The sequence below is a fragment of the Maledivibacter sp. genome (genome assembly GCA_025210375.1).
In the GTDB taxonomy this organism is placed as follows: Bacteria; Bacillota; Clostridia; order Peptostreptococcales; family Caminicellaceae; genus JAOASB01.
The window spans coordinates 15670-37558 of the sequence record JAOASB010000048.1; the positions used below are offsets into that span (position 1 = coordinate 15670).

Genomic DNA, 21889 nt, shown 5'->3' on the forward strand with positions numbered 1-21889 from the left:
TTATAATTGAACAAAATGCATAATTACAATCCTCAAGAACCTACTACATATGGTCTTAAATGCCCTAAAGCCATACCATATTTATTATGCAATTCCCTCAATTCTTCATATAGAAATACGATTTTTAAAAACCTAATTTTTTCAACAAAAAAAAGTTAGATAGACTGGGATTAATATCATTTAAACTACCAGTCATCTAACTTTGTTTTATCTACTAATGAAACAAAAGGTTGTTTTGTTTCCATAAATAATAAAGTTAAATGCAAACCATAAATAATGAAATTCATAGTTCAACTTGTTTTATACTTATAATCTATATATAGAAGTTTTAATTATCATTTAGCTCAATACCACCAACAGTAATTTGTTTGAACTTCTCATTACATGTTTTTAGAGCTGACAATAGGGCTTTTTTTGCAGAACCATAGTATTTATCTTTAAATAAAGCATGTAATTCTTGACAATCATTTAAGTTTTGTCCAACTACAAGCTCCTTAAAGAATTCTTTAGCTACTCTAGTAACCAGAGAACAATCTGCATCTACAATAATACCGGTCTCTTTATCTACTATTAGTCCAACTGCTATTACATGATAAAGCTCGGTAGCAGTTATTCCTTTGGGTAATTTTGCATATCCGGTTACAAAGATTTCATTAGGCTCCACAGTATCCCTTCCTTAAAATAAAATATTGAGGCAAGAAACCCTTGATTTTATGTCGATCTCTTACCTTAATTAATTTTATCACTTATTTAATAAATTGTGAAGTGTATAAAATAATTTTCTGAAAACTTCTACATAGATATATTTCTATCACATTGGTAGTCTGTGTAATATAATTGTAAATATGACCATCCCTAGCAGTGCAAATGGATAAGTAGCACCATATCCCGCTGCTGGTTCGTCGCTTCCCACTGCATCTATGGCAGCTCCAAGTCCTGGAGTTGAAGTCATTCCCCCGCAAATGGCCCCGGATAACATAATCCAATTGATCTTAAACACATATTTCCCTATGATGAAACCAACCATCATGGCCACAACACCTACTACTAGAGATACTACAGCCAAATAAGCACCGGATCCAGTTAAAGCTTCAACTACTTTGTAACCATATCTTAGTCCAACTATCGCTAAAAAGAATGCCAATGATACTTGTCTAACTACTCCCAATATCTTATTATTCATTCTAAAATGCAACATGCCAATTTTACCTATATATCCAAGGATAAGAGATCCAATAAGAACTCCCCCTGTGGCACCTAAGCTAAAATCGCCTAGTACAGGTCCTAAATATATCTTGACCTTTCCTAATGTATATCCAAAGAAACAAGCTACTGCAAATGCTGTTAAATCGAAACTGACTTCCTCAATCTCCTTTACACCTGAAGACCTTTTAGCGGCTTCCATCTCAGCTCTATGGGCCTTCATTTCTTCATCAACTTTGATTCCAAAAATTTTGGGAAAGAAGTTTACTGCAATTATAACTATAAGAACTCCAAATGGATAGCCAATGGCATGGCCTACACTAATTCCAGCCTCTGCATTTTTAATGAATAACTCCTTTTCCTCTTGTTTCAACTCATAATTTGTTATATCTATTGTACTTAGATCTACTCCAACATCCTCCAAGATTGCTCTCTTTTCTTCTACACTAGCTTTTTCAAAATCATCAACTCTATGGGTCGCATGTCCTTTAGCGGTTTCCATCGCCGCCGCAAGCCCCGGCGAACTAGTAAGTGCCCCTGTATAAACCCCAGAAATCTGATAAGGAGTAGATTTAATATCTAAAACTCCACTTATTAAAGTCATACCATAGGTAGCTCCTGCACCTAGTAAAGTAATAATAAAGCCTAGGATTACAAATTTTGCACCATATTTCTTAAGTACCACCCCCATGTCCTTAGCCGCCAAAAGACCAACCGCTGCTACGAAAAGTATTAAAAATAAGTAAAAGAAATCCTTGGGGATGACTCCAGCCTTTACTAGCTTTACTGCCGATGAATTTTCTTTAAACTTGTCTGCATATCCAAATGCCCACCAACCAATAATTAATCCTGTGAAAAGTGTTCCTGAAACACCAAAATTAAATTTACCAAACTTTATTTTCCCAAATAACATTCCCGTAAAAACTGCTAAAAACATAAGGATAAACGGATTTAACATCCAACCTATTGCATCAAATTTCATTATTCTTTCCCCCTTTTTCAAATTTTTTATATTTATTTTAATACTTGCTAATCATCCCTCCTTTCAAATTGATTATTTTAATATATACTAAAAATTTTTATAGGAATTTTAGTATAGACTTTAACTTATACAAGTCCGAAATGCCTAGAACCATGGCATATTTGTCCATGTATAAGTTAAGTTATACTATGAAACCCTATACTGCATAAAGTTTATAATGAATTCTAATTTATACATATGAAAACATCCTATACTTTTGGGGATTTTTGATATGCATAAATTAAAGTTCTCACTGGTATCTCTACAGCTTAGCCTTTGTAATTATCTTGATTTGTATACTTTTTATTGTATAAGCTCAAATACTAGGGAAATTCCATGACTTTTATTATTCCCAGCCTTTAAAAATATCTTTCAATGTAGAAATCGTTTTCCTTGAGATGCTTAAAGATTTTCTTTTGAATATAAAAACGGCATAGGAATCATCGCTTTTTAATAAAAGAGCGAACTTCCTATGCCGTTTGATCTCTAAGATATAAGTAATGGGTAATTACTTCCATAGATATCTGGCAATATATAGTTATAGTTTTCACAAATACAACTAACTATTTTATCTTTGAAAATAAAATAGGGGTTGTTATACCTATGAATTATTGACATTATATTAATATTTTCATTGACTTCTATTTAATTATATACTATTTTTGATATGTATTCAATTATTTCTGCATAATTTTTATTTTTTTCTTCAATTCCGGCTGAACAGCTGAAGAAACTTTGTTATTTTTGTAACTTTCCATTGCTGGCTTCTATGAATTTAGGAACATTTATGATATATCTACTATGATATCCTTCCCCTATCTTATCCTTTTCATCATATGCTTCAATTTTAAATTTTAACTTTTTACCATCTACCTCTATAAGCTCCGCCTTGGATCTTACTTTCATCCCCACAGGAGTAGCAGCCATATGCTTTACATCTAGATGTATTCCCACTGTAGAATAGTCTTCTGGTAAAAAAGAATCTACTGCATTAAGTGCTGCATTTTCCATTAAGCCAACCATCATTGGTGTAGCAAAAACTAAAACAGACCCACTTCCAAAGCTTGCGGCAGTATCCTTTTCCCCAACTACTTTTTCGACTTCTGCTGTCATACCGACTTTAAGATTAAATTCCATAATTTTCACTCCTAAATAATTATATTTTGTATGCTATTTGCCTATTTTATTACTACAAATCAATTATATCAAAATTTTATAAAAACAAAAGCCCTCGAAGCGAGGGCTCTTATACTAAGATTCTATATTATCGTCATCTTTATCGTCTTGAACATCTTTATCTGCTGGTTTATCGTCATTGATATCCACAGCATTTTCTTTATTCATTCTAGATAAAGCTTCTACTCCTTCTGTAAATACTGCCTCAAATTCATCGGCATTTAAGGTCTCTTGTGCAAGTAATCCTTGTGCAACGGACTCAAGCTTATCAAGATTTTCTGATAAAAGTTTTTCAGTTATTTGATATGCATTATCTATTATATCTCTAGTTTCTTTATCTATCTGAGCTGCCACTTCTTCAGAATAATCCTTCTTAGAAGAAAAATCTCTACCTATGAATACTTCTTCACCTGTTCCATATGTCATAGGGCCTAGGTTCTTACTCATACCATACTTGGTAATCATACTTCTAGCTATTTTAGTAGCCCTTTCAAGGTCATTGCTTGCTCCAGTACTTATATCATCTAAAATCAAAGCCTCAGCTACTCTACCACCAAGTAAGATAACTATTTCATTTTCCATACCATTCTTGGTCATATAATATCTCTCTTCTTGAGGAAGCTGTAAAGTAAATCCTCCAGCTCTACCCCTAGGGATAATTGTCACATGATGAACAGGGTCTGTATCAGGTAAAAGCTTTGCAATCACCGCATGACCTGCTTCATGGTATGCAGTTAACCTTTTTTCTTTTTCTGTTATAACTCTGCTCTTCTTCTCAGTCCCAGCTATAACCTTAGTTATGGCTTCTTCAATAGTCTCCATAAATATCTTATCGTCATTTCTTCTAGCAGATAAAAGGGCTGCTTCATTTAAAAGATTTTCAAGATCAGCCGGTGTAAATCCAGGAGTCCTTTTTGCCAATACGCTTAAATTCACATCATCGGCTAAAGGTTTATTCCTAGCATGTACCTTCAATATAGCTTCTCTTTCTTTTATATCAGGTCTTCCAACTATTATTTCCCTATCAAATCTTCCGGGTCTTAATAGGGCAGGGTCTAATATATCAGGTCTATTGGTAGCAGCTATCATAATGATACCTTCGTTCACACCAAAGCCATCCATTTCAACCAGAAGCTGATTTAGGGTCTGCTCTCTTTCATCATGTCCACCACCGAGCCCAGCTCCTCTTTTTCTACCTACTGCATCTATCTCATCTATAAAAACAATACAAGGAGAATTCTTCTTGGCCTGATCAAATAAATCACGTACCCTTGAAGCACCTACCCCAACAAACATTTCCACAAAATCAGAACCACTTATGCTGAAAAATGGAACACCAGCTTCACCAGCAACAGCCCTTGATAGATATGTTTTTCCAGTACCCGGAGGCCCAACCATGAGTACCCCCTTAGGTATTCTTGCTCCTAATTCTATATATTTTCTTGGTCTTTTTAGAAAATCTACTATTTCTTTTAATTCTTCTTTTTCTTCTTCAAGCCCTGCAACATCCTTGAAGGTAACTTTTTCTTTTTCGTTTTCCTTATGAAGCTTAGCTCTACTCTTTCCGAAGGACATTACCCTACTTCCTCCGCCTTGAGATTGCTGCATAAACACAAACCAGAAAACTACAAAAATAAGTACCATAAATACTGAAGGAAGTATATCTATAAACCACGGAGTTCCTGCTGGAGGCTCTCCAGTAACTTTAAGTCCCTCTTTTATAGCAGGAAAGATATAATTTTCATTGAAGGTGTCAGTATTCATGACCATAGGAATATAAGATGTAAATTCTTCTTCCGTTTCCTTAGTTTCGCCTTTTAATACACCCTTTACTCTATTATTAATCAAATGCATTTCTTTTATATTATTAGTTTCTAAATTAGTTGTAAGTTCCGAAAAACTAAGCTCCTTCATTTGCTCTGGCTGCTTTGTATAAAACTGTACTATCATCAAAATTATAATGAATATCAGAATATAAAAGCTTGCCCCTCTAAAGAATTTTCTCAAGAACTCTCCTCCTTTCTAATGCCTAAACCGAGTCTCTTAATTCTAACATATTTTAATTTTCTAGACAACCTTCTCTATCTTTATAGGTTAATTTAATTACCTTATCAGTTTGTTCATCTACTTTATAGCTTTCACTAAGTCTATAGCCTATAACCCATATTATTCCTTTTTCATCACATAATAACGGAATCTCATCCCTAATATACTTTGAAATTTTTTGGTCAATAAAATAATTCTTTATTTTTTTCGTACCTTTCATTCCTACGGGTTTAAACCTATCTCCATTTCTTCTATTTCTTATGGATAATCCACCTTGTATTTTATCATAATCCACAAAAACCGTATATCTATCCTTTTTATTACTTCTGATTTCCCACTTATCAACTATATCTAACCTTACAGATGTATCCAAGGCCTCAATATGAGTGGTCTTTCCTATATCTACCCTATACTCAAACCCATAGTCTTTGTTATCTTTTTGTGGTTCCTTACTTTTCTTAACATCTATACTATTATACCCAAGCTGAGCCATGATATGCCCAGGCAGGTCTAATCTAGAACCTACTTTTTTTCTATCGATGAGTTCAAGTATCCCTTCTATATGAGTCCATCCAACCTCTTTTAGGTTGCCTTTCACTTCCCTAATAGCACTTCTAAGAATCCTCTTTTTCATTGCAATATTTAATTTATCAAATCCATTTTGGTCTAAAGAAAATTCGTCTTCATTTTTTTTAATAGTTATACCCTTTAACTTTTCCTCAGTTAATAAATCAAGATAGTGGCTATCATCCCTAAGAAGATTTGCACTTCTCCAAAGGGCATCAATAATACTTGGATTAAAATTTTCCTTTATGTAGGGAATAAGCTCAAGTCTTATTTTATTTCTGGTATATATAGCTTCTAGATTTGTTTTATCTATCCTAGGTTTCAAATCATTTTCCTTACAATATTCCTCAATTTCTTTTCTATCTATATCAAGTAAAGGTCTTATGATTTTCCCATCTCGCTTATAATCTATTGCGGTTAGACCATCTAATCCTGAGCCTCTAATAAGTCTCATAAGTACAGTCTCACCTTGATCATTACGATTTTGAGCTATTGCAATCTTTGATGAGCTTGTTTCCCTTGCCACTTTATCAAACAATTGATATCTAAGTTCCCTTCCACCCTCTTCAAGGGTAATCCCTTTTTCTCTACTGTACTTGCCAACATCATAGGAAAATATGAATGCTTTAATTCCTAAAGCCCTACAAAACTCTTCAACATATTTTGCATCTTTTTGGGCCTCTTCTCCCCTAAACTGATGATCAAGATGAACCACAGAAATGTTTATATTGAAAGTTTCCCTTAATCTCCACAAAAGATGTAAGAGACAGATTGAATCTGGTCCACCGGAAACACCTACTACAACCCCTTCGCCTTTTTCTATTAGGTTATTTGTTTTAATAGTTCCTAAAAACCTTTCAATTATGCCCATAACTATTCTCCACCTTTATAGGTATTTAAGTAGGCACCTTAATCTATACATATCAACAGTTTTCAGAAGCTGTGAGTATTTTGATACGTATAGATTAAGTCCTACTATGTAAATCCTATATTATTGAACTCAATTGAACAGATTACATAATTACTTTCTAATAAAAACCATCTACTACATGTAGTTTTAGAATTTTCGGGGCTATACCATCAAATATGCTTATATATTAAGCAATTAAAGCAAGGATGATATTCCCATATTGGGTTTAGCCAAGTAAGAGTTATGCAATTTCCTCAATTAAAAATTACTTCCAATTACCAAAATTAAAATGATACAAAAGCTTAAAAGTGATGTAACAAAAAAGGTATTGACTATTAGGTTAACTCTATCATTATATCGTATTTTCTTTTCACTGCGAAGGGTTTTATATATTTTTTTTAGTTCTTTTATAAATTCAGGAAATTCTATTTTCCTTTGATATAGTCCTCTCTCTATTAGCTTAACAACCTTTTTATTCAGTTTTTGTCTTCTAAGCTCGTTTATAATATCCGGTAGACTCATATTGAAAAGCTTTTCTGTATTTCTAAAATTTAGATTTACAAACATCATACACAGGGAAAACATATCGTATTTACCATCGGCTCGTCTAATCCCCATATCCCATCTGGCCCTATCATATAAAGGAGTAAATTCCTTTATACTGGAACCCATGGGAACTATACCTCCTAAATCTACAACCTTAATCTCTCCATTTCTTTTATCTATCATTACATTTTCTGGCTTCAAATCCCCAAATATATAACCTTTGTTGTGAAGCTCACTAAGCATTGTACCGATTATTATTACTATTCCCACTATTTCTTTTAAATTCAGCCTATTTTTCAAAGTATACTCCTTGAAATTTTCTCCATTTATATATTCTAATACTATAAAGTAATATACTTTCCCTTGGTATTCATAATCATCTAATTCCACAGCAATGGGCAAAGCCTTTATTTCCCTAAGCTTATCAAGCATATTTGATTCCTTTGTAATACTATGCAAATCCTCGGATATCTTCAAAGCATAGTACTTTTTTTGCTTAATATCCAATACTTTATATACCCTAGCGATTCCACCTTTTCCGATTAGCCTAATTATCTTGTAGGAATTTTTATTCCATTTCCCAGTAATTATATTCCCTTCTAATCCCATTTTAAATCCCCTTTATAGACAAATAAGTCTATCAACCTATTTGTCAGTTGTGAGTTCTAAGTGGTAAGTTCTAAGTTTGCAGGTCATTCTTTTAGGAAAACATTGTTTGCTAGAGAAGACACATATATTTTATGGAAGTTCCCCTTATAAAGCAGTTTTGTCCTTTATAATAATGAAGACTATTTGCTTTCAGCGAATACCATAAAATTTTCCACCAATTTTCAATTTGTTCTGAAATTTTATTGGCTAGATGAGAAAATTATTTATAGCAGAAACTGGAAGAAAATATATGTGGCTTCTCCACCAGCAAATATGGACTTAATCCTATACCCATAGTTATGATCCCATATTTTCTACAAAAACTTAAAAGCGGCTTATATAGCCGCTTCAGATTGTTTACAAAGTCAACAAGATGGCAGGCTACCTAAAAATCCGAAGTTCGAGGCGTGCTGAAACCAAGAGACTGTAGCGTATATAGACATACGTAAAGGTTCTTGGTTTCAGCAACAACGAAGAAATTCGGGTTTTTAGGCAGCCTAAAGCGGCTTATATAGCCGCTTTATTTTATACTATGTTTTCTGAAAAAAGTGGTTCTTCTTCTATTGCTTCATCGGATTCAAGGGCTCTATTTGTAAATAGTTCTATGGCCTTGTAAATCGCTGGGGCTGTGGGAGTTGTCCCACCTACATCCATATTTCTTATTTCATTCTTTATAAACTCCATATCATCACTAAAGCTATTAATGACCTTTGTCATCTCTTTGCCGGGTCCTGGAAACGCTATAACTGCAATCTCACTTTTTCCCTTTCTAGCTTTCAAGCAATTCATTAGATCTATGATACTTTCCCTTGCTTTATGGATTTTACACTTCATACTACCGCTGCAATCCATTAGAATACAGCACTTTATGTGTATTTCATCACTTATATTTTCTATATATTGAATGAATTTATTCCTGCTCTCGGGTTTAATTTCATCGAGTTCTGCTCCAATAATCTCCTTTAGCTGCTTGTTTACCACCGTATTTATAGTTTTATTTACGGTTCTCTGCGTTAACATATGAAGGGTACTACTTAGATTTTCAATATAGGATAGTTCCCATTCTCCCCCGCCCTTTTCAGCGATGTTTTGTACCTCTTCAATGGGATTTTCACTTGTATCCGGCCTGTCCACAATCCCAATAGCACTGACAACTATACCATTACTAGCGGCTTCACGTACAGCCACAATAGGGTCTCCCCCTATGTTAGACCTTCCATCTGTTACAACGATAATCTGGTTAATTCTCATTTCCTTCATAACCCCAACCCCCTAATTTTTGTATATAAACATTAATTATCCCCAACGGTTGTCCATTAGTTTAGTATATGCAAATTTAGTGGATTTTATACCTATTGTAGGCAATGCTTCAGGTCATAAAAAAGCCAAGAGAATTAAACTATTCCCTTGGCTCCAGATTGTAGACAAAGTCTACAAGATGGTAGGCTACCTAAAATTTTGAAGTTCGAGGCGTGCTGAAACCAAGAGGCCGCAGCGTATATAGACATACGTAAGGGTTCTTGGTTTCAGCAACAACGAAGAAATTCGGGTTTTTAGGCAGCCTGAAGCCAAGAGAATTAAATTATTCCCTTGACTCTATACTTTTTAAAATATTATTTTCCTGAAATAGAGAGCTCTTTTATCCTTAATGATGGTGAACCTATATAGCCGCCTCCACCTGGGAAGGCAAATTTTAAATCGGCGCCTACTTCTTCAACGCTTTTTAACATGTCATAAAAGTTTCCGGCGGCGGTGATTTGATTTATGGGTCTAGTAATCTTACCATTTTCTATTAGATAGCCGTGGGCGGATAATGAAAAGTCTCCTGATACAGTATTTACACCTGCATGAAGTCCTTGAAAATCTATTATAACAATGCCCTTATCTATACCTTCTATCATTTCTTCAAAGTCAATATTTCCTTTTTCTATATACATATTTGTTGGAGAAATTGATATAACTGACTTATATGATCCTTTATGTCCATTTCCAGTTGATTTTACTCCGTCCTTTTTTGCAGACTTTAAATTATGAAGAAATGTTTTGAGGATTCCCTTTTCTATAACATTTTTCTTTTCGCAGGCTACCCCTTCACCATCAAAGGATTGTGACATGATGCCCCCCTCCATAAAGGGATCGTCAACTAAAGTGATGATGCTATTAGCTATACTCTCATTTATTTTCCCCTTCAACATGGAAAGTCCTTTCTGAACATTTTCAGCGGAAAATATTCCACTATATGCTTCCAGCAAGCTAGCGGCTGCATCGTTTCTAAGTATTACCGGGTAATTATTTGATTCAATGGTATCGGCACCTATCATTGATACCGCTTCTTTTACTGACTTTGCAGCTATATTCTTAGGATCAAAATCCTTGAAATCATTGGAAATAACATAACTTGTGCCGGTTTTAATCTCTCCATTTTCTTTAACCATTGCAGACATATATGCATATGCAATATTCGATTTTTTCTCTAGGTCTAAGCCCTTTGTGTTGATTAACAGGCTGTATTCCATTCCTTCACCATACATACAATAATTAACGGCTTCTACTCTTTTATCCGCTTTCAAAGCTTCGCCTTCCATTAATTTAGTGAATTCAACCTTTTCTTCATTTGTAATGCCTTCCAAATCTTTATTATAGTTATTTATTTCTTTATAATCCTTTGATCCTTCAAAAATATATTCTTCGTCTTTACTATCTATGATTTTAGCATTATTTATTACTTCCTTTATAAGAATATCTATGGAGCTTTCATCTAATTTCTCGGTATATGCATACCCCATTTTGCCATCATGGACTCCCCTAAAGGACAATCCATTCTCATCTGATATGCTGTAGTTATCTATTTCCCCCTTGAATACCCTTATATTGAGACTCTTATTTCTCTGAACAAAGGCTTCCATATCCTTCATTCCATTTTCTTTACCTCTTTCAAAAAGAGTTCCTATAAGCTGTCTTGTATCCATTATTGATCCCCCTTCCTTCCGCCTACTGTGATAGATTCTACTCTTATTGGTGGCTGTCCCACATTCACTGGTATGGAGCCACTGAGGGAGCCGCACATACCCTGTCCATGGGCTAAGTTATCCCCTACCATATCTATCTTAGTAAGAATCTTGGGCCCATTTCCTATTAAGGTCGCTCCCCTCACAGGGATATCTATCTTGCCATTTTTTATGAGATATCCTTCGGCAACTGAGAAGTTAAAGTCACCAGTGGCAGTATTAACTGAACCTCCACCCATATACTTTGCATATAATCCATACTCAGTATTTCCTATCATTTCTTCAAAGCTTTGCTCCCCAGGAGCTATATATGTATTGGTCATCCTAGAGGTCGGAGCATATTTATAGGACTGTCTTCTTCCCGAACCAGTTGATGGCATTCCCATTTTCCTTCCATTTAGTTTATCTATTAGATATCCCTTTAAAACACCATTTTCTATGAGTACATTTTTTTTCATAGTGTGCCCTTCATCATCTATATTCTGAGAACCCCATGCATTGGGAATTGTTCCATCATCTATTGCTGTTACTACATTCGATGCGATTTTCTCCCCTAATTTCCCCGTAAATACTGAGGTTCCCTTTGCAACCGATGTAGCTTCTAAGCCATGACCACACGCCTCATGGAATATTACACCCCCAAAGCCATTGTCTATAACCACGGGCATCTTACCGCTTGGACACGGCTTTGCAAATACCATGGTTTTAGCCATTCTGGCAGCTTCCTTTGCATATTCTTCGATATTAATTTTTTCATAAAACTCAAATCCCATATGGCCACCAGGTCCAAAGTATCCTGACTGCATTTCTCCATTTGCTGAAGCCACCGCTTCTATAAAGGTCCTAGTTCTAACCCTTTTATCCTCTGCAAATAAACCCTCTGAATTTGCGATAAGAACATTTTGCTCATAATCTATATACCTAACCTTCACCTGGGAAATAGCCTCATCATAATTCTTTGCAGCATAATATGCTCTTCTCATTAAATCCACTTTATCTAAACTGTGTACATCATTTGGAGAAGTGATTATATTATGTATATTTTTAATATCGTTTTTCATCAAATTAATCTGTATATCCTTTTTAGAGCTATGTATCGCTGCAGCGGTCTCCTTTGCCACTTTAATCAGATTATCCTTTTTAGAATCATTTGTATAGGCATATACACTTTTAACGCCATCAAAGATTCTAATTCCTATTCCATAGTCTCTACCTGATATTGTATTTTCAACCTTTCCTCCAACCATACCAATAGAAGTATTAAGCCTATCTTCCACGAAAATCTCTGCAAAGATGCCGCCCGTAGAAAGAGCCGCGGCCAATACATCTTCAATCAAACTTTTATTTAGCATTTATTTTCCCTCCTCAAATTTTTATAATCTCTTCCTTATATTTTACTTTAATTTTTCTAAACATCACCATATAACTCTTCACTCATATAATTTTTATTATTTATATTATTAATATTTTTTAATAATCACTATTATATCTGATTTTTGCCATAGAAAAAAGACTAAATCCTTAGACTTAGTCTCCAGCTCCCTGAAATCCGACTTTTATATATCATGTGAATTCAAAATAAAAAGTTTATTTTTTCCAAATTTTTGTTACTAGTGCCGTCATATCATCTTCCACCTTGTTTCCCCTCTTTTCTATGGCTTTACTTAAAACTTCATCAGCAATAATTTGAGGATTTCTGGTATCTAAGTTGGTTAACAGGTCTACAACCCAGTTTGTCTTATCTATGAAGTTTTTGTCTGCATCTAGGATTCCATCAGACATTGTTACTATGAAATCTCCATCATTTACCTTCACCACTTTACTGTCTAGAAATATTTCATTTAATATTCCAGCGGGTAAGGATGCAGACTCTATCACTTCCACCTCTCCATTTTCTCTTTTAATAAATGAGGCAACTGCTCCACTCTTAATAAATTCAACCTTCCCACCATAAAGATCAATGATAGATAAGTCTATGGTTGAAAAGGCTTCATCTAAGGATTTGGACATTAGTACGGAATTAATGGTCTTTATAACTATATCCTTACTAAATCCTGCCTCCATTAATTGTTCAAGCAAAGTTATTGTGGCCATACTCTCCTTGGCCGCTTTTTCACCGGAACCCATTCCATCGCTTAAGGCAACCATATATTTATTATCCTTGAGATTTAAAAATGAATAGCTGTCTCCACTAATAGATTCATTATTTTTTGAAATTCTTGCTATACTCGTATTTGTCCTATATCTTTGAGCTTCAACAAGCTGAAGTAGACAAGTTCCCTTTTCATTATCGGAGCTACATCCACTATTTTTCTTTATAACTTCATTACCAATTATTTTTGATACCAAGGGTATTATTTGCTTTTCACATGCCCTTCTATGATAGCAATTACTCTTTTTTATATCTATTTGAAATTTTCCCCTTTCATTTTCTAGAACCGTAATGTTGTCGACATATATTTTTTCCTTGTCAAATGCCACATATAAAGCATCCTCCACATCTTTTTTAAATTCAACCTTTGTTTCAATTTCAGTGGATAAATCATCTATGATCCTAGCCACTCCATTAAATTGCTCAGACACCAGCTGCCTCATCTCAAAAAGCTTCTTACTCCATTTATATCCTATTTTATGTATTTCATAGGTTGAATTGATCTTATCTATAAGTTTGTCTTCCTTTAAGCATTTCTTTCTCAAATATGTGGGTAGGTTATTTTCATCTAGATTACCTTGAGTTTCTAAAATCGTTATGGCATCCATTATCCCATTATACGTACTATAGAAACATTTATCCCAACAGCTTCTTTTCATACTGCAATTTAAACATGTTGAATTCGCAATATCATTAATGAGATTTGTGATTTCTTTATTATCAATAATTTGCTCCTTCTCCGATATTTTAGAATATGTATCGGCTAATTCAAAAAAAGCCTTTGAATATTCATTTAATTGCTTAGTAGTCAATTTTTTAATTCTTTCACTATGCACTTTATCCATTTCCATGACATTCACCCTTGAGTTAATAATTTTAGACAAATAATTGGATAATGTCCTTGGTGTTATCATGAAAATTACAAAGGCAATTAATATTTCCTCTAATTGTATAAAGGTTTCTGTTGATCCATTGATATAAAAGGTCAGTATTGAATTCCCCAATACCATCCCTAGGGCAGATGAAGTCTTCCCTATATCCTTAAATATTCCCGCTAACAATCCTGAAAAAGCATATATACCTATAATTGCCGGTGTTGAAGTTGTTGTCATACTGGTTATTACTCCAATTGTTACCCCAACGGCTGCTCCTATTGAGGCACCCCCATTATATGCAAAAAATAGGGTCAAAAGCATTCCAATAATATTTTTCAATGAAAAATCCATTACCTTGACATTGGCAAACCCCAGTATAGCAACAGCCGATACTATGGCTATACAAATGACCTCTTCGTTTGATAGTACCCTTCGATTTGAGTTATTTGTTAGGGCTGGAATGGCATAGGAAAGTATATATGTAAAAACAAATACTACAATTGCTTCAAAGCCCATCATAAACAAGTCATATAAATAGAACTCTGTAAAAAAAGTATAAACACTTCCCGATATAAATGTAATCAATCCAGCGGAAAGGGCAAGTTTAAAAATATTAAATTTAATATTTTGGGCTATATATCTAAAGCAGATCAAAATTGATACCATGGTGATTATGTACCTATATTTTTCTGCCCCAGTGGTCATTACTCCTAGTAAAACAACCCCTCCTAAAATAACACTTCTTTTATCCTTCGCTATGATTATGGCAAAGAAACCTATTCCAAAGGGCATCAACCCTTCCAGTATTGAAGCTCGTCCTAATAAAAATGCTAAAATCCCTAATAATATAAAATTTTTATTTAATATACTAATAGCTTGTCCATATTTTTCATTAAACTTTGTTATAGCTCCAGTGCTAAGCTTTTGCATAATAAAAACACCTCCCGTTATCAACGATTATAACAGGAGGTCTTTAAAATATTTGTCAACTTCACTCTTCATATTAGAAAAACTTTAAGACATTTTGTATCAATACTAGACAAAATTAATGAATATCTCAAATAAATTTTATTTTCGACATCATATATTAGGAGAAATCTCGGAATAAAGGCGTTTAATGACCTAAACAAAAAAGCACAAGGAAAATATCCTTGTGCTTTTTATTTGGCGACCCAGAAGAGACTCGAACTCTCGACCTCTAGCGTGACAGGCTAGCGTTCTAACCAACTGAACTACTGGGCCATATTATGTTTTTTGTTTCAATATTGAATATTTCTAATACCAGTAACCTTTCAAATCTCTAAACTTTAAAAACAGTGTCTACAACATTTTAACACTTTATCTCAAATATTGCAACAGTTTTTTGGTGGGCGCAACAGGACTTGAACCTGTGACCCCCTGCTTGTAAGGCAGGTGCTCTCCCAGCTGAGCTATGCGCCCCTTTAAGTTTCATAATATCCTGTTAATAAGGTAGTCTTTTTCCTATGGGTAAAAACCACAAAACTTCCCTCGAACCTAAAGGTTACCTATAAAGTTCATAAGAACAAGGTAGTTTAATGACCTAAAGGTCATTACCGTAAAACTTCCCTCAAACTGAAGTTTGTTACAAAGTTTTACTAACTTGGTAGCGGCGAGTGGACTCGAACCACCGACCTTCCGGGTATGAACCGGACGCTCTAGCCATCTAAGCTACGCCGCCATAGTGGTGCCGGGGACCGGAATCGAACCGGTACGGTCTTTAAGGACCGCAGGATTTTAAGTCCTGTGCGTCTGCCAGTTCCGCCACCCCGGCGAAATATTTTTTGTTAGCGACAAGATATATAATACAATAAATTTCATGCTTTGTCAATAAAAATCCTAAAATTTTTATTTTCCAAATATATACACACTAAAACTTTTCTCCTACAACCCTTCTCCTATTTTCCTATAAATATATCCTTCAAGATTATCAAAATCACTTATTCCAATCTTTTCGATATCTAAAGCAGCTAGTATTTCATATAATATAGTACTTCCAGCTAGTATGATATCAGCTCGTTTCGGTTGCAGTCCTTTAATTTTTTTACGCTGATCATTATTCAAATTCTTAAATTTTTCTGTCATGTCTTGTATTTCTTTAGCCTTTAATTCATAATTATGTACTTTATCTCTATCATAGATTTCTAGCTCCTGGGCTATCGCGGCAAGGGTTGTAGCGGTTCCACCTATTCCTATGGCATGAACTTTTCCAAACCCATTTATATTATCAAGAATTTCACTTAATATATCTCTTATATCAGCTGTCATACTGGCCATCTCTTTATCTGTAATTGGGTCATTAGTCACATGTTTATCGGTCATTCTGACGGCACCAACATTTAAGCTTTTAGAGTACTTTATTCCTTTATCATCACCAAAAATAAATTCTGTGCTGCCTCCACCTATATCTATAACAAGTAAATTTTTAATTTCTTTATTTATTCCATTGATAACTCCCATAAATCCTAATTCTGCTTCTCTTTCACCATTTATAACTTCAATGTCTAGGTCTAATTCATGTTTTGCAAGTCTAAGGAATTCATCTTTATTCACTGCATCTCTAACTGCACTAGTTGCTATTGCATGTATTTTATCTATTCCCTCTTTTTTTGCCTCTGCTTTAAATTTTCCTAGGGCATTGATACTTCTATTTATGGCAGCTAAGGATAATCTTTTTGTTTTGTCCACTCCCTCACCCATGCGAGTCATTTCTAAAGACTTTTCACTATAGACTATATGCCTATCTTCAAGCCTTGCCATAAGCATTCTAATGGAGTTTGTTCCAATATCTATGACACAATATTTATCCATAACAAAATCTTCTCCTTTGTACATATATGTTAAAAAATGAGGAATCTTAGAATGTCTCAGAAATATATAATATTTTAGTCTTTAACATATTTTTTATTAGTACAAATACAAAACCGGAGAATCAATCCCCGGTATTATCTACTAATTATTAACCATTTCTATTAAAGCCATTTCCCCTTCTATTACTGGCATTTTTTTTCATGGTTTTTAATTTTTCATCACTATCTTTTATAAACTTTGATAACATATCTTCAAATGAACCTTGCATATTACCATTCGGTTTATTAAACTTTTGTCTTCTGTCGTTTGGCCTTCTGTCATTTGACCTTCTATCGTTTTGTCTTCTATCATTTGGTCTTCTATCAAACTGTTTTCTCTCAAACTGCTTTCTTTCAGGTTTTGGAGGTGTTGCTGCTTCGGTTTTAGTTTCCTTCTTCTCGCAGGCCTTACGAATTGAAAGACTCACCTTTCCACTTCCATTGGTTTCTATAACCTTAACTTTTACTACTTGCTGTTCCTTTAAGTAATCCTTTACATTCTTTACATATTCATCAGCTATTTCTGATATATGACATAATCCTGTGCTTCCGTCTGGCAGTTGTATAAAGGCTCCAAAATTTGTAATACCTGTAACAGTGCCGTCAACTACCTTACCAATTTCCAAGGGCATTAAAAACCTTCCTCCTTAAATTTTTTTTACGTTATTGCCTCACATCAATTATATTTTATCATAGCTACTATGTCAATATACCTTTTATCAATGGTTTAACTTTATTCAAAGGAAATGATTAAGACATATGAAAAAAATAGACGAGTCGAGTTACAAAGTATTTTTGATTGTTTTCTGGGCCCTCGGTCAAGGGAATACTCACTGTTGTAAGTGATTGAGTATGGGTGAAAAGAATCAAAAGAAGGGGTAGAATGACTAGTTTATTTTTTTGAATTTGCTTAATCCTGTATGATATATATTATTTCATTTGGCTTTACCATTTTTAATTTTTCCCTTGCGGTCTTTTCAACAAATTCTGGGTTGCCACTTTCTTCAATTTCTTTCTCTATTCTACTCAGCTTTTTTTCCAGTTTGGCAACTATCTCTTGCAGCTGTTCGCCCTCTTTTTGTGACGCCCTTAGCTTCATCTCTTGATTTATTATGGTCGCCGATAGATAAACTAACAAAACTGAAAAAAATAGTAATGCGATTATGTTTCTTCTAAAAAAACTTCCCTTTTTTCTTTTGTTTCTCTTAGCCATAAATCCACATCCTTAGATATGCTCAAAATATCTTAAAATTAAACTGTTTAAAACATGCTTGAGGAAATTGTATAACTCTTACTTGGCAGAACCTGATATGCGAATATCATCCTATATTTAATTGCTTAAGATATAAGCATATTTGATGGTATAGTTCTTAAGGTTTTTTAACTATATATAGTAAATAGTTTTTGCAGAAGGTAATTATGCAATTTGCTCGCTTAATAAATATATTCTATAGAACTATGTTTTTTCCTCTAATAAACTCCAATTATTAGTGCTATTTCTTACTAAAAATTGTTTTGGTGTATTTTTCTATATCTTTTATCATTCTCTTGGGTATACTCAAAATTTTCTTAAGCCTTAAAATTAAAGGCCGAAGGGCTTTATAGATTTTTTTGCATGGATATTTTATCACCCTATAAAGGAAATCCATAACTCTTTTTATCCCCATATAAATTCTATGAAATATCCTTTGTATGGCTTTTAGGAACATTTTAATGGTTTTTACCACTATTCTGCTTAAAAGCAAATTGTATATTAAAGCACCTAACAGAAAGCCTATAAAATAATATCCCCTCACATTGCCATCATCACTATAGACAAGTACATATATAACAACTATAGAAATAGCAATCCAAAATAGTATATCTTGGATTGCAGCAATAATTTTCTTTGTCTTTAATATGCTTCTATATATCTTATAGACGTCATACATAAATCCAATTACTATTCCTCCATAAAATGTAGCTAGAAATACATATAATTGATAATATACGAATGTAGACATATGTCCTTCACCTCAATTTAGATAGAAGATTTACTTAAACATCTTCCCAAAGAATCCTACGCCCCTAGAACTTATATCCTCTTTATCAGTATAAACAATGGAATTTATATGTCCTTCAATAGATAGATTACCATCGTCTAGATTTAATTTTTTTATATCTAGCTCTTCTCCCTTTATAGTAATATTACCCTGTACTGTTACTAGGATAATTAATACTGGATCGAAGCTTGTAACATGTTCTACGCCAGAAACACTCATTTTTTTTCTGTTTTCTAATATTATATTATGGGATCTATTACCGACAGTTTTCTTTTCTTCCACGGGTACACACCTCCTTCTCTTATAAAGATATGATATAAATTTTGAATATATTACTCTTTGCCAACCCCTTATCAGTTGCAAGTTGCATGTTCCAAATTGAAGGTTTTTGAATTGTTCTTTAGGTTCATAATTTTAAATATGAGTGCAAAAAATAATAAAAACTTAGGGTTAAATTTCCCTAAGCTTTAATAAAAATCTTAATCTATATTTTTATACATTTCTTTAGCATCATCTTTAGTAACATGTTCCTTTAAATCCAGCACTTCAACTTTGACTGTTCTGCTACCAAATTCAATGACAATTATATCCCCTTGGACTACTTCCGTTCCAGGCTTGGCTGGCTTGTCATTAACTTTTACCCTACCCTGTTCGCATGCTTCTTTAGCAACTGTTCTTCTTTTAATAAGTCTGGAATTTTTCAAGAATTTATCTATTCTCATTAAATCAACTCCTTTGGACAAAGGCGTCTTATGACGCATTTATAGTTGCAAGTTGCAAGTTGCAAGTTGCAAGTTCCATGTTGCAAGTATTTAGGTCATCCTATTAGACTTTTGAAAAATCAAATAGCAATAAAGACTTAAGGATCATCAAGCTATTTTGTTTCCTCAGACTTTTCTTTAAAAAACAACCTCAAAAAGAAAAAAGCAGCTAGGCTGCTTTCTTCGCTTTTTAATGATTAAGCATTCACCATATCTTTTAAAGCTTTACCAGCTTTGAATACAGGAGCTTTAGAAGCAGGTATTTCAATTACTTGCTCTGGATTTCTTGGGTTTCTTCCTTGTCTTGCTTTTCTTTCTCTTACATCAAAAGTACCAAATCCAACAAGTGAAACTTTTTCTCCACCTACTAATGACTCTTCAACACTTTTCATAAATGCGTTTAAAGCAGCCTCTGCGTCTTTTTTTGTTAATCCTGATTTTTCTGCCATACTTGAAACTAATTGAGCTTTGTTCATAATGTTACCTCCTTAAATTATCTTTTGATTTTATAGAATTCAATTTTATTACGTATATGCTAATTCTATCTTTTATTGAAAAATCCTTCTTTTTGAGGGATTTTTTTTGATAATTAGTACTTTTTTTCTATTTTTTTTGCGTCATTCCAAAGATCGTCCATCTCTTTTAATGTCATTTCTTCCATGTTCTTACTTTTAGCTTGAGCTGACTGTTCTATGTAACTAAATCTCCTAATAAATTTATCTATTGTACTATTCAATGCCAGTTCAGGCCTAATTTTTAAAAATCTTGCTACATTCACCACTGCAAATAGAATATCTCCTATTTCTTCGTATATATCATCATGGATATTGCTGTCTAAAGCATCAGACAGTTCCTTTAACTCTTCATATACTTTTTTCATGGCTCCATGTACATCATCCCAATCAAATCCAACTTTTGCTGCTTTCTCTTGTACCTTGTAGCTTTTCATCAATGAAGGTAATTGTTTTGGTATTCTCATAAGGGATTCAGTGTAGCTTTGTTCTTCTTTTTCCTCACGTTTTATTTCTTCCCAATTGCTCAATACTTTTTCAGTAGTTTCAACCTTTAATTCTCCAAAAACATGGGGATGTCTACTAATAAGCTTTCTACAGATCCCTGTAGTTACATCTGTTATATTAAAATACCCATTTTCACTGGCTATTTGACTATGAAATACAATTTGTAAAAGCAGATCACCCAATTCCTCTTCTAGAAGCTCCATATCATCATCTTCTAGGGCTTCTAACACTTCATAGCTTTCTTCAATAAGATAGGGCTTTAAGCTTTTATGATTCTGTTCTCTATCCCATGGGCACCCTTCATTACTCCTTAGTGTTTTCATAATCCCTATTAGATTATCCATTTTATATTTTTTTATTATATGGTTACCAGTTTTAGGTATAAATATACTTGTTAAATGATCTAGACAATCTACTCTATCCAGTTCATACAATGGAACCTTTACTATTTTTTCTTCTCCAGGGATACCTGCCCCCCTAATTATTGTTATCTCATGCTCATCATCATAATAATCCATCAGCTTAAGCTTAACCTCAGAGGCAACAAGTCTATTATATACCTGAGTTACTATTATGTCCACTTCCATATCAGGTTTTTGATAATCCATACGCAATGCATCAATAATTTTTAGCCCATTCACGGGGTCCCTACCCAATGTGTTTATAATCGCCTCGATGAAACTTACACCTGCAATAAACTCAAGATTTATATCTTTTCTCTTTTCAGCTACATCCATAAGTTTTTGCACTGTATTCTCTGCTACAAAGGGGCTTCCTGGAACTCCATAAATTATATTTTCATTCTCACATAGATTTAAAAGCTTGTCTACAATTTTATCATAAACCTCTTCAAAGTTTTCATTTGTATCATAAATATTGTCAAAACTATCTATTTTTATACCTAAACTCCTAAAATAGTCAACAACAGGGTGTTTTTCAGTCCTAAGGTATAGAGGATTTGCTTTTTTTAACCTTTCAACTGCTTCAAGAGTTAAATACTGCTTTCCCCCCGGACCAATACCTACCACTGTAATTGTCTTCGCCACTT

The 21889-nt window shown here is 33.7% G+C and carries 18 protein-coding genes and 4 tRNA genes; all 22 read right to left on the minus strand.

Going from position 1 to position 21889, the window contains the following annotated elements; all coding sequences use genetic code 11:
• Positions 1-328 precede the first annotated feature (328 nt).
• A complete protein-coding gene (locus tag N4A68_16740) occupies positions 329-664 on the minus strand; it encodes a DUF3870 domain-containing protein (protein MCT4565943.1) in 336 nt (111 codons plus the stop codon).
• Between the two features lie 147 nt (positions 665-811).
• Positions 812-2185 (minus strand): hypothetical protein, encoded by a 1374-nt coding sequence (locus N4A68_16745; protein ID MCT4565944.1) that lies wholly within the window; start codon positions 2183-2185, stop codon positions 812-814.
• 777 nt (positions 2186-2962) lie between these two features.
• A complete protein-coding gene (locus N4A68_16750; protein ID MCT4565945.1) occupies positions 2963-3361 on the minus strand; it encodes a thioesterase family protein in 399 nt (132 codons plus the stop codon).
• Between the two features lie 114 nt (positions 3362-3475).
• Entirely contained in the window at positions 3476-5407 is a 1932-nt protein-coding gene (gene ftsH, locus N4A68_16755; GenBank protein MCT4565946.1) for an ATP-dependent zinc metalloprotease FtsH, read from the minus strand.
• 52 nt (positions 5408-5459) lie between these two features.
• A complete protein-coding gene (gene tilS, locus N4A68_16760; GenBank protein MCT4565947.1) occupies positions 5460-6884 on the minus strand; it encodes a tRNA lysidine(34) synthetase TilS in 1425 nt (474 codons plus the stop codon).
• Positions 6885-7181: 297 nt separating this feature from the next.
• The gene (locus tag N4A68_16765; GenBank protein ID MCT4565948.1) at positions 7182-8078 is read right to left on the minus strand and encodes a protein kinase; all 897 of its coding nucleotides are present in this window, start codon (positions 8076-8078) and stop codon (positions 7182-7184) included.
• 564 nt (positions 8079-8642) lie between these two features.
• On the minus strand, positions 8643-9377 hold the full coding sequence (locus N4A68_16770) for a VWA domain-containing protein (GenBank protein MCT4565949.1): 735 nt from the start codon (positions 9375-9377) through the stop codon (positions 8643-8645).
• Positions 9378-9730: 353 nt separating this feature from the next.
• The gene (locus N4A68_16775; GenBank protein ID MCT4565950.1) at positions 9731-11086 is read right to left on the minus strand and encodes a TldD/PmbA family protein; all 1356 of its coding nucleotides are present in this window, start codon (positions 11084-11086) and stop codon (positions 9731-9733) included.
• On the minus strand, positions 11086-12477 hold the full coding sequence (locus N4A68_16780) for a TldD/PmbA family protein (protein MCT4565951.1): 1392 nt from the start codon (positions 12475-12477) through the stop codon (positions 11086-11088). The genes N4A68_16775 and N4A68_16780 overlap by 1 nt, the downstream gene beginning before the upstream one ends.
• Positions 12478-12712: 235 nt before the next feature.
• Positions 12713-15082 carry a stage II sporulation protein E gene (spoIIE, locus tag N4A68_16785; GenBank protein MCT4565952.1) on the minus strand — a complete coding sequence of 790 codons (2370 nt, stop codon included), beginning with the start codon at positions 15080-15082 and terminating at the stop codon, positions 12713-12715.
• 235 nt (positions 15083-15317) lie between these two features.
• Positions 15318-15394, minus strand: a tRNA-Asp gene (locus tag N4A68_16790).
• 122 nt (positions 15395-15516) lie between these two features.
• Positions 15517-15592, minus strand: a tRNA-Val gene (locus N4A68_16795).
• 182 nt (positions 15593-15774) lie between these two features.
• A tRNA-Met gene (locus tag N4A68_16800) sits at positions 15775-15851 on the minus strand.
• Positions 15852-15855: 4 nt separating this feature from the next.
• Positions 15856-15944: transfer RNA gene (locus tag N4A68_16805), tRNA-Leu, on the minus strand.
• A 110-nt stretch (positions 15945-16054) separates the two neighbouring features.
• The gene (locus N4A68_16810) at positions 16055-16981 is read right to left on the minus strand and encodes a Ppx/GppA family phosphatase (GenBank protein MCT4565953.1); all 927 of its coding nucleotides are present in this window, start codon (positions 16979-16981) and stop codon (positions 16055-16057) included.
• A gap of 148 nt (positions 16982-17129) precedes the next feature.
• Positions 17130-17651: a S1 RNA-binding domain-containing protein gene (locus N4A68_16815; protein ID MCT4565954.1), complete on the minus strand. Its 522-nt coding sequence runs from the start codon at positions 17649-17651 to the stop codon at positions 17130-17132.
• Positions 17652-17929: 278 nt separating this feature from the next.
• Positions 17930-18232: a septum formation initiator family protein gene (locus N4A68_16820; protein ID MCT4565955.1), complete on the minus strand. Its 303-nt coding sequence runs from the start codon at positions 18230-18232 to the stop codon at positions 17930-17932.
• Positions 18233-18512: 280 nt separating this feature from the next.
• Positions 18513-19022: a spore cortex biosynthesis protein YabQ gene (gene yabQ, locus N4A68_16825; GenBank protein ID MCT4565956.1), complete on the minus strand. Its 510-nt coding sequence runs from the start codon at positions 19020-19022 to the stop codon at positions 18513-18515.
• 30 nt (positions 19023-19052) lie between these two features.
• Positions 19053-19343 (minus strand): sporulation protein YabP, encoded by a 291-nt coding sequence (yabP, locus tag N4A68_16830; protein ID MCT4565957.1) that lies wholly within the window; start codon positions 19341-19343, stop codon positions 19053-19055.
• A 197-nt stretch (positions 19344-19540) separates the two neighbouring features.
• Positions 19541-19783 carry an RNA-binding S4 domain-containing protein gene (locus tag N4A68_16835; GenBank protein ID MCT4565958.1) on the minus strand — a complete coding sequence of 81 codons (243 nt, stop codon included), beginning with the start codon at positions 19781-19783 and terminating at the stop codon, positions 19541-19543.
• Between the two features lie 236 nt (positions 19784-20019).
• On the minus strand, positions 20020-20298 hold the full coding sequence (locus tag N4A68_16840) for an HU family DNA-binding protein (GenBank protein ID MCT4565959.1): 279 nt from the start codon (positions 20296-20298) through the stop codon (positions 20020-20022).
• Between the two features lie 113 nt (positions 20299-20411).
• Positions 20412-21887, minus strand: a complete 1476-nt coding sequence (gene mazG / locus N4A68_16845; GenBank protein ID MCT4565960.1) for a nucleoside triphosphate pyrophosphohydrolase — start codon at positions 21885-21887, stop codon at positions 20412-20414.
• Positions 21888-21889 lie beyond the last annotated feature (2 nt).

Bases quoted from the DNA above. Each gene is read 5' to 3' on its own strand.
- N4A68_16745 (MCT4565944.1), bottom strand. From the start codon at position 2,185: ATGAAATTTGATGCAATAGGTTGGATGTTAAATCCGTTTATCCTTATG.
- N4A68_16750 (MCT4565945.1), bottom strand. From the start codon at position 3,361: ATGGAATTTAATCTTAAAGTCGGTATGACAGCAGAAGTCGAAAAAGTA.
- tilS (MCT4565947.1), bottom strand. From the start codon at position 6,884: ATGGGCATAATTGAAAGGTTTTTAGGAACTATTAAAACAAATAACCTA.
- N4A68_16765 (MCT4565948.1), bottom strand. From the start codon at position 8,078: ATGGGATTAGAAGGGAATATAATTACTGGGAAATGGAATAAAAATTCC.
- N4A68_16770 (MCT4565949.1), bottom strand. From the start codon at position 9,377: ATGAAGGAAATGAGAATTAACCAGATTATCGTTGTAACAGATGGAAGG.
- N4A68_16775 (MCT4565950.1), bottom strand. From the start codon at position 11,086: ATGGATACAAGACAGCTTATAGGAACTCTTTTTGAAAGAGGTAAAGAA.
- N4A68_16780 (MCT4565951.1), bottom strand. From the start codon at position 12,477: ATGCTAAATAAAAGTTTGATTGAAGATGTATTGGCCGCGGCTCTTTCT.
- spoIIE (MCT4565952.1), bottom strand. From the start codon at position 15,082: ATGCAAAAGCTTAGCACTGGAGCTATAACAAAGTTTAATGAAAAATAT.
- N4A68_16810 (MCT4565953.1), bottom strand. From the start codon at position 16,981: ATGGATAAATATTGTGTCATAGATATTGGAACAAACTCCATTAGAATG.
- N4A68_16815 (MCT4565954.1), bottom strand. From the start codon at position 17,651: ATGCCCTTGGAAATTGGTAAGGTAGTTGACGGCACTGTTACAGGTATT.
- N4A68_16820 (MCT4565955.1), bottom strand. From the start codon at position 18,232: ATGGCTAAGAGAAACAAAAGAAAAAAGGGAAGTTTTTTTAGAAGAAAC.
- yabQ (MCT4565956.1), bottom strand. From the start codon at position 19,022: ATGTCTACATTCGTATATTATCAATTATATGTATTTCTAGCTACATTT.
- N4A68_16835 (MCT4565958.1), bottom strand. From the start codon at position 19,783: ATGAGAATAGATAAATTCTTGAAAAATTCCAGACTTATTAAAAGAAGA.
- N4A68_16840 (MCT4565959.1), bottom strand. From the start codon at position 20,298: ATGAACAAAGCTCAATTAGTTTCAAGTATGGCAGAAAAATCAGGATTA.